This is a genomic window from Fibrobacter sp. UWH6 (genome assembly GCF_900142465.1).
Taxonomy (GTDB): Bacteria; Fibrobacterota; Fibrobacteria; order Fibrobacterales; family Fibrobacteraceae; genus Fibrobacter.
In genome coordinates this window covers 39,436-52,885 of the sequence record NZ_FRAX01000003.1, presented here as the reverse complement: position 1 = coordinate 52,885, position 13,450 = coordinate 39,436, and the positions used below count along the sequence as shown (strand labels likewise).

Below are 13,450 nucleotides of genomic sequence, written 5' to 3'. Positions count from 1 at the left end.
ATAAGCCTCGCCTCTCAATGTTCTTTCTATACAGTATGCGGTACTTTTACGCTTACCGTATTAAAAAATGTAGTTCACGCGGATACCGCCGTAGATGTCGGTGTATTCATCGCGCTTGCTATCGGGACGCAGATACATGGCCGTGCCGGCAAACCATTCGCTGCTCCAGTGCTTGGTGTGGTTCACCTTTACGTTCAGACCACCAAGAATATCCATTTCTGTTTCATCCTGTTCGCCATCGTCTTCCCAGGTGGTAAGCAGGTAGCGGAATTCTCCGTTGATGCCAAGCGTCAGGAACTTGTTCATGAGGGGAATCGTCATTTCTTCGTCGACATTGATTTCGGATTCCTTCATTTCGTCGCGAGTATAGTTCTTGAAGCGGGGGCGGACAATTAGGCTGTTCTGGAGAAGGTCTGTTTCCAGAGTCCATGAAAGGGGATAGGTGTGTTCCAGATAATCGGCGCCGCCGAAGTAATAACCCATCTTGCCCCAGGTAGAATCAGCGAGGTCCAGCAAGTTGGCAAGGCTATCCTTGTAGAATTTGGAATAGTCAGATCTGATAGAGAGGACTCCACCCACCTTGACAATGGATTTACCCTGTTTCAGGGATACATCTGCTGCCCAGGTATGTCTGAAAATTCTTTCCTGGAAATTGGAGGCCAGGTAGTCTTCAATGGCATAGCCGGTGTACTGAGCCCAACGTTCTGCGTCTACGGTTGTGGAATTTTCGTTGTCGGTCAGTTCAATAGTTTTCTTTCCCTTGCGAGGTGCAAACCAATCGTCTAGGAAAACTCCGTCCTTGTAGAACTGGTTCACCTGCAACTGGTAGGGACGATATTGAGTGCGGTATTCAAGATTGTAATTCAGTCTTGTAGAAATGTTGTTTGAGATCTTGAATGTGTTTTCTAGAGAGAAATTCTGGATGTACTTGGTTCTGTCGTTATCCAGTTCATGTTCTTCCTGCCAACTGTCGGATGCCTCGTCAAAGAATCCCCAACGGGTTCCTTCACCAAGGCCGAATAGGTTGGTGTTTCCGTGGTTGGCTGCGTTCTCTACGTTAATCTGGTAGGCGAAACCAAGAGTCCAGTAATCTCGGATTTCCTGTTCAATGCGGCCGCCGAATTCGCGGGTGTCGGAAAGCTGGTCTGGGGAACCTGCGCTGTAGAAGTCTTCGCCTACATACTTGACGTGAGCCGAGATAGTTGTCTTGTAGATGCTCCAGTCAAGAGAAGCGCCGATGGCGAAATTCTGACTGCCCCAGTTGAGGCCCATAACGCGGCTGTCTTCGATATCGCTGTCTTCTTCACGCTTGGCAAGTTTCGCATCGCGAATGAGGGTGCGCAAAGAGTCGCGCATCTGGCTGCGGGTGAGAGTGGTGTTGTCTCCGAAAATGTTGTAGAGTTCCTGGTCGCTGAGGGTGCGAATTCGGGATTCGTTGTTCATAAGCTGACGGAGAGTTCCCATGGAACTTACGTTCAGTCCTGCTTCGCTAAATACCTTGTTTGCTGCGCGTTCCTTGGCGACGTCGGCGGTGTCTGCGCGACCTACGGCCACAGAGCCATTCAGTTCAATGTCTCCAGGATAGAATAGCCAGTTTCCGTCGGCGTACATGGTGAAGGAAGTCTGCATCGGTTCGCCGGTACTTCTGCTGGAACCGTCGCGGAGCAGCGGGTCTTCCATTTCGTCGTTGGCGTAAATGATTCCCACGGTGGCGTCGAAACGGCGTACGGGCGCCCACTTGAAGGAGGCTCCGTAGGCAAGACGCTGGGCCTGGAGTTCTCCATCTTCAATGTATTCTTTGTAAATAAGGGGGTGACGGTCATTCCAGGCGTAAGGGCGGCGGGCTTCGCCAAAGAAACCGCCCAGTTCAAAGAGGGGCATGTCTGCGTTGTTTCTGAGGAGCGACATGGTGTAGCCTACACCGAAGATGGGTAGGTTTGACATGTAGATGTCCCCCTGACTTTTCTGGAAGTCACCTAGAACTAAATGGTTGACTTGGTCTGTGTAGGAGAGGGTGACCGGGTTTGGTGAGAAGTGATTCCAGGAGTCTGCAGAGAGGTCTGCGTTAAATTCGATGGTTCGACCGTCTGGAGACTGCATCAGCAAGTAGGCGCTGGCTTCAGCACCGAATCCCGGAACCTGGAATGTATTTTCGTAGGACTTGCCGGTGATGACATGGTGGTAGTTTCCGCCCAGCATGACGTTACCGATGATGTTCCAGGACTTTGCGGTAGAATCCTGCAGGGCGGATTCCTTTTCGCGGGACTTGATCAGGTTTCCGATCTTTTCGTCGGGGTCGGTAATACGTTTCTTGATTCCGAAAATCTGCGGGTCTTCGGAAAGGGCTCCTGCAACAGTTCTGGAATCTACCGTAAAATCGTTGGCGTTGCCGGAAATGCTTTCTGAAACGGAATTGTCGAGAACGTCAGCGGCGCTTGCTCCCACGGTATTTTTCGATATGTCGGAATTTTTCAGGGTCAGATGGCTGTTGCCCATATCCAGAATACCATAGCCGTTTTCCTGGATGGTGGTTCCGCTAGCATCAATGTATCCCAGATTGGAATTGTAGATGGCTACGGTGTTCTTCTTGAAGACAACGTTGTCCAGGGAGGCCTCGCCGTAGTTGGATACATGGAGGGCTGCACCCTGGTTGTCGGTAAATTCGCAGTCCGTGATTTCTGCCTTGCCGTTACGGATATAAAGACCGCGACCTGTACTGTTCTTGATAGAACTTCCGTGGAGGTTCAGCCCTGTGTTTTCAATGACGACTCCGTTTTCTGCATCGGTAATGACTGCGTTACGCAACTCGGATCCGTTTTCGCCAGAAATTGTGATGCCCTTCCAATCGCCGGCCTTGGGTGTCCTGGCTGCGGATTTGAAAACGACTGCTTCGGTGCTGATGCCTGCAGCCACAATCTGACCTTCGACTTTCAGCTTGGAACCGGGAGTGAACTGGAGGATGACTCCCGGTTCGATGACCAGGGCCGAAGCCTTGTCTACAAGCAAGTCTCCAGTGACAAGATAAGGGGATTCGCTTGCTCGCAGAAAACCGCGGATGTTTCCGCTGATGGCGGTGCCCCGAAGAATGGGGGACTTCTGTGCTGGGGTCTGTTCTGTCTGGGCTGCGGTTTGAGCTTCTGCCTGAAGTTCAGTTTGTGCAGAGGAAAGGCTTGCTGTTAACGCGATTGCTGTAATAAGAACGTGTTTCATTAGCGAACCTCGTAAATCTTAGTTGCGTTCAAGGTCTCGCCGCTCTTCAGGAATACCTTGATCTTGATTTCGGTAGTCTTCCCTCGGATGATTCCTACCTGCCTGTCAAAAGCTGTTCCATGAAAATCGGTTTCGGTGAGAACGTCATCCTTTTCGCCGGACTGGCTAATGACAATGCGCTTGATAAACTGGGGATTGTTTTCGGGCAGCCCGTTAACCTTGAAACGGATCATCTGGTAAAAACGATTGGTGTGGTTCTGGGGCGGGCGCGGAACGCGGAGGCGGATCTTCTTCGGTCCTTCGACATCCAGGGTGGCATTAGTCTTGGGGAAACATCCCAAGGTCTTGCTAACCTTGCTTGTGTTGCCTGCCAGGTCTTCTGCAGTAAAGTTGTAGTTGTGGATGCCCTTGGTGGTCTTCAAGGTGTATTCACCGGAGTTTCCGTAAATCTGGTCGATGCCCTTGACTCCATCTACATAGGGGGTCAGTATGACCTGGTCACCTTCAGTATCCTTAATATTTAACTTGATAAAGCACTTGAGGGAATCGGTCCTTGTGATGCCGATGGTTGGAGAAATTGTATTGATGGTCTTGCTGTTCTTCTTGATGGCCAGCTTGAGTGTTGCCTTTTCGGTTCCGTATTTTTCAGAATTGTATTCCACTTCCACCAGTTCGCTGTTCCAGTTTTTCCAGGAGTCCTTGATGGATAGGTTGTAACGCAAGTGTCCATCGGGATTGCGCAGGAGCAGGTTGTCAGAAACCTTGCCATCGTGGGTTACCGTAAGGGTGGCATTGGGGTCGGACGGATCAAATCTTCCTTCGATGATGGTCGCAGACGGATCGCTAACGGTAAGGGGAGAGCTGGTGATGAGAGTCAAGGGCTCGTGGCCTGCCACAGAATCCCTGGGGGCGGAACTGACATAGTAAGTGGCCAAGTTTCCGCAGTCAAAGCTGGTCTTTCCCACTTGGCAGGTGACTGTAAATTTCTTCGGACCTTGCTGTTTCGGAGACCATTCCGGGGTGAAGGTGACGGAGCCTTCGTCGGAGTTCTGCATTTCGCCGCCGATACCGACCTTGATGCCCTGGGTGCACTGGCCCTGGATTTTTACGGAGTTTTCGCGGATGGTGTCCGGCAGAGCCTCGAATTCGCAACGCACGCCATCCTTCAATTTTTTCAGGGCTTCTGTACGGAGCTTGTCCAGTTCGCCGGCTTTCTTGAGCAGTTCCTCTTCCGTGATGGTGGAGTCGCCTGCCAGGCTGTCAATCTTGTCCAGGAAATCGGCGTCGGCTCCGGCGCTCAGGTCAATGACGACCAACTTGTCGCGGTGGGTGACAATGGCTTGATTTTCGTGGATGGATACGGCCTGAGTTCCCATGAACATGTCCATCTTACCAAAAATCAGGGCTGCAATGGGTGTCTGGCGTTCGCTAAGTCCTGTCAGACCGTAGGTTCCTCGGATAGCTGCCGTGGCGGTGCCCGTCTTGAACTTGAAATGACTTCCGCCATTCTGTTTCTGGACGTCGAACTTAATCTTGCCCGACTTGATTTCGGCGGTGATGTAATTCTTCCCGTCGTCTGTCATCACTTCGGTCATGGACACCAGGGAATTCTCTTCGATGGAAAAGTTACTTCCGTCGGGGAGGGCGATGATTGCCTGGGATTCCAGCAGGGTACGGATCAAGTCGCTCTGGTTGACCTTGTTTCCAACATTAAGGTCTTTCCAGTCTCCCTTGCCTTCCTTTTGGATCGTTACTTCGCCAATGCGGGAACGGACCTTGCCCGAGGCGGACTTGGCGGCGAAGGAGTTGGCTACCAGAAGGGCCAGGAATATCGCGATAACTCTAGAATAGCGTGAACACATATTGCCTCTCGTTCAAAGGGGTCTTCATGTCTTTTGGGGCAAATATAGCTTTAGGGGAAGATTCCTTTTTGTATCAAAAATAAAAGTTTGATGTATTCCGTGGACTAAAACCCCTTGGAGATTTGCTCTTTTGGCGAAAAAAGCTATATATATAGAAGTATTTCATAAAAGGATAGCACTATGGAAGTTGAAGAACTGACCGTTGCATTCAGCGACGAAGACTCTGGCGAAGAAGTCATCAAGGAATTGGGCAAGGAGATCCTCTCCAAGGGCGCATGGCCGACCGTCATGTTCCACTATCAGGAAAAGGATCCCAAGACCGGTGAATTCGGTGAACCTAAGGTTAGCCTCCGTCGTTATCGCAAGATGAACGGAAACTTCAAGGCCCAGGGTAAGTTCAAGATTACCGGCAAGGCCCAGGCTGAAGCTATCATCGAAGTTCTCAAGAAGTGGTACAACATCTAATGGACCCTGCTAGTTATAACATCGACTTTCTTACCGAAGGCGACATCGAGAAGTTCCCTTATCAGGACAAGTTTGAAAAGATGGCTCGCAAACTCCTGGCCGAAGAAGGCAAGGAGAAGGACGTCAATATCGTCATGTGTTCCGACGAATTCGTCCGCGAAATGAACAAGAATTACCGCGGTCTGGACAAGGTGACCGACGTGCTCTCCTTTGAATGGCATGCCGAGTTCCCCGGTGAACCCGAAATGCTGGGTGAAATCTACATCGCCCAGGAACAGGTCCGCAGACAGGCTCCGGAGTACGGCAACACTTTCTACGCCGAACTGAAGCGTGTCATTGTTCACGGCCTTTTGCACCTGTCCGGTTACGACCACATCAAGGCTGCCGACCGCAAGGTGATGCGCGCCCGCGAGTGCGAATTTCTTGGACTTGACCCCTACAAGGAGAAGGACTGATGGAATCTCCTGAAAGTTGGGCGATTGTTTTTTTAATCCTTTTCCTTTTTGTTTCCTTCTCTTTCTCGTTAATCAAGGCTGTGTTCAGTGGCATTTACGCCAAGCGTGATGCCAAGGACCGCGAAGGCCGTGAAGAGAAGGTGGCCGCCCTGGTGGAACTGGGCGGATTCAACGAGACCATTTCCATTGGCCGAATCTTCTGCAATGTGGGTAGCGGTGTCCTGGGATTCTATCTGTTCGAGATGCTCCCCTGGGCAAAGGACTTCTGGATTCTTGCGTTCCTGGCCTATATGGTGGTGGCCTGCATCTGCATTTATACCCTTACGGTTTTCTGCGCCAACGTTCTCGGAAACCTGAAACCCGACACCTTGGCCATTGTGCTGATCCCTCTGTTCAAGTGGATCCGCCTGCCCTTTGCGGTACCCGCAAAAATCTGCCACTGGATGTTTGTCAAGATCTTGAAGGTCATGGGTTACGATTCCAAACTCAGCTTCTTGCCCGAAGAACGCCGCGACGCTGTTCAGGCCGACTTGTCTGACGTCCAGGGCGACGATGGCGAAGGTCTGGAAAAAGAAGAACGTCAGATGATTCTGAACATCTTCGACTTTGTGGAAACTCCGGTTCGCGAAATCATGACTCCCCGCGTGGACATGTGCGCCATCGATGTCGATACCAGCCTGGAAGATTTGGTGAAGGTGCTGAACACCGAACGCCATTCCCGCTTGCCGGTGTATAAGGAAACCGTCGACAACATCGTAGGTATCCTTTCTAACCGCGATTTTTTGCAGTGGTACACCGAACATCACGAAACCGAAACTTTCGACATCATGAAGTTGGTGATGCCGCCGGTATTCGTGCCCTACCACAAGAAAATTGACGACATGCTGACCGACCTGCGAAAGACCGGTAACCAGCTGGCCATTGTGGTCGACGAATATGGTGGAACCGCGGGCCTTGTAACCCTGGAAGACATCCTTGAAGAAATCGTTGGCGAAATCCGCGACGAAGACGACGTGGATGAGGAACAGGACGTCCAGAAACTGAAGGACGGCCGCTACATCCTGGATCCGCTGATGACCCTGTCAGACCTGGAATACGAACTGGGCGTGGAACTGGAAGCTCCGGAAAATTCCCATGTGGAAACCCTTTCCGGCCTGATCCAGGCAACCCTCGGAATCATTCCCTCTCCTGGCGCCGAAGTGGTCATCAAGGGCTACACCTTCCGTGTGCTCAAGATGGAAGGCAACCGCATGGAAAAGGTTCTCATGATCCAGCCCGGCAAGAACAAGCCCAAGTCCGGTCCCCGTACGCAGGCCTTCCGCGTCACTTGATTTTGTTTGATTTGGGGACGCAGATCGAGTCCCGCAAACCTAAAAAAGAAGCCCGCTGAAGCGGGCTTCCTTGCGTTAAATTCGCGGTCTGTTTCGTCTGACGATCTAGGTTAAAGTTCGTCAACCGCTTCAGCACGGAGGTTCGTCACGATGTGGTCCTGGCGCTGGGGAGTGTTGTTTCCCATGTAATAGGCCAACATCTTGCCGAAGTTGGCGTCCGGCGGGAGAATCACGGTTTCCAGACGCATCTGGTCGCCAATGAACTGCCCGAATTCTTCGGGGCTGATTTCGCCCAGACCTTTGAATCGGGTGATTTCCAGACCTGTCTTGCCGATTTCCTTGGCGGCCTTGTCGCGTTCGGCTTCGTCATAGCAGTACTTGGTCACGTTCTTGTTACGCACGCGGAACAGCGGAGTCTGCAAGATGAACAGGTGCTTCTGTTCTACCAGTTCCGGGAAGAACTGCAGGAAGAAGGTCATGAGCAGCAGGCGGATATGCATACCGTCCACATCGGCATCGGTTGCGATAATCACCTTGTCGTAACGCAAGTCTTCAAGGCCATTTTCGATATCCAGAGCGCTCTGGAGCAGGTTGAATTCCTCGTTTTCGTAAACCACCTTCTTGGTAAGTCCGAAACAGTTCAAGGGCTTACCGCGGAGACTGAACACGGCCTGGGTCTGCACGTTGCGAGCCTTGGTGATGGAACCGGATGCAGAGTCACCTTCGGTGATAAAGATCATGGATTCCTTGTTCAGTGCGTTCTTCACGTCGGTCAGGTGGACCTTGCAGTCGCGAAGCTTCTTGTTGTGCAGGCTTGCCTTCTTGGCGCGTTCGTTGGCCAATTTCTTGATACCTGCAATTTCCTTGCGTTCGCGTTCGTTCTGGGTAATGCGATCCTGAAGGGCCTTTGCGGTTTCGGGATTCTTATGGAGGTAGTTGTCCAGTTCCTTGGAAACGTAATCCACGATCCAGGTACGGAGCTGAGCGCCTCCCGGAGAAACGGTGGTGCTGCCCAGTTTGGTCTTGGTCTGGGATTCGAACACCGGTTCCTGGATACGCACAGAAATGGCGCCGATAATGCAGTTGCGGACGTCAGACGGATCCAGATCCTTCTTGAAGAAGTCGCGGGCGCCCTTGACGATACCTTCGCGGAAAGCCTGCTGATGGGTACCGCCCTGGGTGGTATACTGGCCGTTCACGAAACTGTAATAATGTTCGCCATACTGGTTGCCATGGGTAAAGGCGATCTCAATGTCGGACTGCTTGAAATGGGCCACCGGATAACGGATAGAATCGTCTACGTGCTTCTGGAGCAAATCCAGGAGGCCGTTGGGGCTGACGTAGGTCTTGCCGTTCATGATGAGGGAAAGACCGTTGTTCAGGTAGGCATAGTTCCAGACTTTTTCTTCCATGTAGGCGGGAAGGAATCTGAAGTTCTTGAAAATATTGGCGTCCGGTTCGAAGAAAATTTCGGTACCGTTCTTTTCGGTGGTGTCCTTTTCCTTTTCTTCGCGGACAAGCACACCCTTGCTGAATTCTGCTTCCTTGACGCGGCCATCGCGGTAGCTCTTGACGATGAACTTGGTAGAGAGGGCGTTTACAGCCTTGGTACCCACGCCGTTCATACCTACAGACTTCTGGAAGGCGTCGGAATCGTACTTACCACCGGTATTGATCTTGCTGACACAGTCGATGACCTTGCCCAGGGGGATGCCGCGGCCGAAGTCGCGGATGTGGGCGGAGTGATCTTCAATGTCGATAATGATCTTTTTACCGGCGCCCATGACGAATTCGTCGATGGAGTTGTCGATAATTTCCTTGACGAGAACGTAGATCCCGTCATCGGGGCTCTGGCCATCGCCCAGCTTGCCGATGTACATACCCGGACGTTCGCGGATGTGTTCGTTCCATTCCAGTGTTCTAATGCTGTCGTCTGTATACTTTGCTGCTGCCATAATCTTTAAATCAGAACGTTTAAGGTTAAAAAATCAGTTCAAAATGTCTATTTCAAAATTTTTCACAAAGATAAACTTTTTCGCTGACACTTTAGTGTCAAGATAGTTCTGCCCCTGCGAACTTTTCGGTCGACAATATAGTAAAAACGAAATGGGAGCTGTTCAAAAGAGCAGTTCCTTGTTGCAAAAAAAAAGGCCTGGCCCTGGGCCAAGCCTTTTCCATAAAAATTTGACCTTGTGGGTTAGACGCCCAGAGAAACTCTCATGAGCAGGCTGAAACCATGGAAAGTGTGGTTAATGGGTTCATAGGTGTTAAAGAAGTATTCACCATGAATCCAGGTGTTGAGACGTCTGTTACGATTCAGTAGGATGCCGCCACCAATGTGAGCCTGGAGGCCGTTGTCGCGGATTTCATCGCTGTTGTATTCGTAATCGATGTCAAAGGTCGTTGCAGACATACCCACGCCAATGTAGGGGGCAATCGGACCAGAGAGGATGGGGTAGTAGAAAGAGAAACCCCAGGCGATATAGTCTGTAGTGATGTCTTCGTACTTATCGTAATTATAGTAGTAGTAATCGCCGTTGTTAACCTTGTTATTTCTGTCGACTGTATTGACCTTGTGGCTGATGTTGAGGGTCAGCATGGTGATTGTGTACTTGGAATCGTACGCAAAGAAGAAATCGTAGGAGGTCAGGGGTTCGTAATCGGTGAATGCGTTGATTTCGTCACCGATGAACTTGGTCAGACCGAGACCGACACCGAAGTAGAGATTGGGAATGCGAGGCTTTTTGGCGGGTGCAGGTTCTGCGGCCGGAGCTGCTTCATAAACTGCAGGAGCCGGTGCTGCAACAGGCTGTGCGGCGGGCTGTTTTGCGGGGGCCTTTGCTACGGGCATGGGAGCCGGAGCAGCTGCGACTGGTTCTGCTGCCGGTTTGGGGGTAGGCTCGGCGACAGGCTCTGCAACCGGTTCGGCGGCAGGTTCTGCCTTGGCGACGGATTCAGCTGCGGGCTCAACGGCAGGTGCTGCAGCCTGATTTTCGGAACTCATGACTTCGGCCAGTTTTGCAAGGGCCTTGTCCATATTCTCTTCCTTGAGAATCTTGACCTGGTGATTCCAGACAGGCTTGTTTTCGGAATCCTGGATCTTGGCGCTGACCATGGTGGCCTGACCCAACTTGCTGACGTTGATGGAGGCTGTCTTCTGGCAACCTTCGGCAACAATCTGGTAGCTGCCCTGGCTGTCAACGTAGTTCTTGAAAAGGGAAGGAATACTAGCCTGGGTTTCGGCGGAAATGCCACTGGCTTCTACAGGAGAAAGGCAGAGAGGCTCTGCTGCGGAAATATATGCGGCAAGAGAAAAAAAGACGGGGATAAAAATTTTCTTATTCATACCGCAAAAGGTAAATAAAAATACGACGGAACGCATGGTTCCGCCGCATTTTCCGTTGTAAAAATGTGTGGTGTTAATCACATTTTTTCTGGGGTGTGGATTTTAACGGATTTGACGTCCTTTGAGATTGAAGTAGCGAGTAGATCCGTTAACATCGGTCTTTTTGATGTTTACGCTTCCCTTGCGAACAATCAGCTGGCTGCCAACTGTGTTTTTCGGGGAAATTTCGCGTTTCCTGGCGATACTGCTCACTTCAAAGTTGGCGGCAGAGGCTTTTTCGACGTCGAATACCTTGCCAGTAGAGGAAATTGCCTGGAGACCGTTGGCCAGGAAGGCGAAGGGGGCATTCCAGTTGATAGCCACTTCGTTACTGGCGTAGCTGCACTTGTTGTCGTAGAAGGATTTGGCGGGAGCGCTTTCATCGCGGTAGTCTACGTTGCCGCAGGACTTGATGTCGGTGGCGGCGGGGTTGGGACCGCCAGAAAGCATGCCGGGGACGGGGGCTTCAACGGTGTCAGCTGTGCTGGGACGATGGTGGGGGTGCATAACCTGGTTCACGCCATAGCCAGTCAGGTAAGACATATCCAGGGGGTTTCTTCCCATGAGGTAATCCAACAGACCTACTGCAGCATCCAGATACTTCTGTTCCTTGGTCAGGATGTAGGAGTAGATCAGGGCCATGCCCTTGTTGGCAGCGAAGCTATTGGAACCCCAGTTGAAATCCTTGCCGTCCATGGCGACGCCATAGCCGTTATCATTCAAAAGGTCAACGATCTTGTCTCCGAGACCCAAAACCTGAATTCTTGCAGAATCCACATCTGCCTTGTCAAAAATGGTGGGGTTGGTGGATACGGTGTAGGAAGTCAGCATAAAGGTGGTAGACCAGGTGGGCAGAGACGTTCTGGAATGGAACAGGGGGACTTCCTGGAACTTTGCCTTGATGGTTTCGTTCTTGCTGATTCGGAAAAGTTCGGCGGCGGCCCAGATTCGTTCGTCTGTAGCGGAGTTGTCGGAATAGGTTCCGGTGCCGACGCCCGAGGGCTGTACAAACTTTGCGTTAGGATTCAGTGTACCCCAGTAGTAAGCTTTTTCGGCGGCGCGAACGCACTTTTCTGCAAAAGCTTCGTCATAAGGCTTGTAGATGTCTGCTGCGAGAGCCATGACTGCTACGAAGTTCCAGGTAGCGGTGATGCTCTTGCCGATTGCGAAACGGACGGATTTGTCTTTTTCGGGCATGATTTCACCACAGAAATTCTTGGTGGTCAACTTGTGGAAAATACCGCCGTCGACATCCTGCATGGTCAGCATCCATTCAAGGTTCCAGCGGATTTCATCAAGAATGTCGGGAACGTCGTTCTTGCTTTCGGGAATGTTCAAATTCAGGGACTTGAAATAGTCTTCGTTCAGACGGTAAAGCTGAAGAAGGGTGTAGGTTGTGATGCCGGAGTTGACAATGTATTTGCCGTAGTCACCTGCGTCATACCATCCCTTGGCTCCATTAAAGGTGGAGATGTTGTCGATGATTCCTGTGGATTCGTGGTATCGAACAGCTGTGTCCGGGTGGCCTGCTGCGCGGGCGTACTTGCCGGCGAATTCTTCGGTCAGTTCGGTGGATGAACGCTGGAAGTAGAAGAACTTGAGGGCGGCCTTGCCGATTGCCTCATAGGCGTTATCGCTGACAATAATGGGGTAGCCTACGGCTTCATCGCCAATGTAGGCCTGGTAGGTGCCTGCCTTGGAAAGTTCGGAAAAATCTACAAGGGAGGCTGCTGTATCGCCTGCGGGTGCCCAAGGTGCCGCTGCAGGAACCTTTACGGACAGAGCCTTTGAACCGGAAGCGTCCTTGAAGGTAACTTCCATGCCTTCTGCGCCAACGACTGCAATTTGCTTGAGTCCCTTGGTCAAGAAGCCAATCTGGTTCTGGTGAACTGTTGCTGCCACAGCACTTTGGGCTGCTATAGTAGAGAACGCAGCAACAGTCAGGAATCTTGCGATACTTTTTTTGAAATTCATAAACCAATCCTCATGTTTGACTATAAAATTAAACAGAGCGAGGATTGTTTTGCTGAAATAATTGCACAAAAGTGTTTTCTGCTGAAAACACCCTAATGTGGAATGATCTAGTAAGTCTTACTTGGAAGAGAGTGCCTTATATAGGGCACGGATGGCATTGCCGCGGTGGCTGATGACTTTCTTTTCTTCAAGTTCCATCTGGGCGAAAGTTCTGGTTTCGCCATTGGGAACGAAGAGAGGGTCGTATCCAAAACCCATATCGCCTACGGGTGCATAATTGATGTTGCCTCGGCATTCGCCTTCATAAATCTTAGGCTCGGTCACGGAGAACTTTCCGTCTTCGCCCTTGATGACTTGCTGGTAGGAGAGGGCGCAGAAATAGCGGGCGGCGCGATCTTTGATTCCCTCAAGTTTTGCCATTAGTTTGTCATTGTTGGCGTTGTCATCGCCGTGACCGCCGGCATAGCGAGCACTGTAAATTCCCGGTTCGCCATTTAGTGCAAAAACTTCAAGACCGGAATCGTCGGCAAGAACGGTTGCTTCGATACCGCGGTCGGCGAGCCACTGGGCGGTAACGCTAGACTTGATGATGGCATTGGCGGCAAAGGAGTTTCCGTCTTCTACGATATCCCCGTCAAAACCGATGTCCTTGAGAGTCTTGAATTCATAGTGGTCTGTTCCCAGGATGTGGGCGAAATCACGAATTTTACCTGCGCTGCCGGTAGCGATAACAAAAAGACTTTTCATGGGTGAGGTTCGGTTAAAGGT

9 protein-coding genes are annotated in these 13,450 nt (G+C 51.2%); 3 read left to right on the top strand and 6 right to left on the bottom strand.

Features of this window, described 5'->3' with window-relative positions; all coding sequences use genetic code 11:
- Nucleotides 1-60 precede the first annotated feature (60 nt).
- Together BUB73_RS03650 and BUB73_RS03645 are read right to left on the bottom strand one after the other, a co-directional pair.
- Nucleotides 61-3,210, bottom strand: a complete 3,150-nt coding sequence (locus BUB73_RS03650; RefSeq protein ID WP_073283687.1) for a right-handed parallel beta-helix repeat-containing protein — start codon at nt 3,208-3,210, stop codon at nt 61-63.
- A complete protein-coding gene (locus BUB73_RS03645; RefSeq protein ID WP_073283685.1) occupies nt 3,210-5,072 on the bottom strand; it encodes a FecR family protein in 1,863 nt (620 codons plus the stop codon). The genes BUB73_RS03650 and BUB73_RS03645 overlap by 1 nt, the downstream gene beginning before the upstream one ends.
- A 180-nt stretch (nt 5,073-5,252) precedes the next feature.
- On the opposite strand from BUB73_RS03645, the gene BUB73_RS03640 reads away from it, so the two are divergent.
- Genes BUB73_RS03640 through BUB73_RS03630 form a run of 3 tightly spaced genes read left to right on the top strand, consistent with a single transcriptional unit; the run spans nt 5,253 to nt 7,323 of the window.
- Nucleotides 5,253-5,537, top strand: coding sequence for a hypothetical protein (locus tag BUB73_RS03640; protein WP_073156826.1), 285 nt, complete (start codon nt 5,253-5,255; stop codon nt 5,535-5,537).
- Nucleotides 5,537-5,992: an rRNA maturation RNase YbeY gene (gene ybeY / locus BUB73_RS03635; protein WP_083538114.1), complete on the top strand. Its 456-nt coding sequence runs from the start codon at nt 5,537-5,539 to the stop codon at nt 5,990-5,992. Before BUB73_RS03640 ends, ybeY begins: the two co-directional genes overlap by 1 nt.
- A complete protein-coding gene (locus tag BUB73_RS03630) occupies nt 5,992-7,323 on the top strand; it encodes a hemolysin family protein (protein WP_073283682.1) in 1,332 nt (443 codons plus the stop codon). Before ybeY ends, BUB73_RS03630 begins: the two co-directional genes overlap by 1 nt.
- A 110-nt stretch (nt 7,324-7,433) precedes the next feature.
- Here BUB73_RS03630 and BUB73_RS03625 read toward each other — a convergent pair whose 3' ends face one another.
- The 4 genes from BUB73_RS03625 to rdgB all read right to left on the bottom strand — a co-directional run bounded on the left by BUB73_RS03625 (nt 7,434) and on the right by rdgB (nt 13,429).
- Complete coding sequence (locus BUB73_RS03625; RefSeq protein WP_073156822.1) at nt 7,434-9,278, bottom strand: DNA topoisomerase IV subunit B; 1,845 nt, start codon at nt 9,276-9,278, stop codon at nt 7,434-7,436.
- 242 nt (nt 9,279-9,520) lie between these two features.
- Nucleotides 9,521-10,669 (bottom strand): hypothetical protein, encoded by a 1,149-nt coding sequence (locus tag BUB73_RS03620; protein ID WP_139259103.1) that lies wholly within the window; start codon nt 10,667-10,669, stop codon nt 9,521-9,523.
- A gap of 102 nt (nt 10,670-10,771) precedes the next feature.
- A complete protein-coding gene (locus BUB73_RS03615) occupies nt 10,772-12,682 on the bottom strand; it encodes a glycoside hydrolase family 9 protein (RefSeq protein ID WP_073283676.1) in 1,911 nt (636 codons plus the stop codon).
- A gap of 117 nt (nt 12,683-12,799) precedes the next feature.
- On the bottom strand, nt 12,800-13,429 hold the full coding sequence (gene rdgB / locus BUB73_RS03610) for an RdgB/HAM1 family non-canonical purine NTP pyrophosphatase (RefSeq protein WP_073234722.1): 630 nt from the start codon (nt 13,427-13,429) through the stop codon (nt 12,800-12,802).
- Nucleotides 13,430-13,450 lie beyond the last annotated feature (21 nt).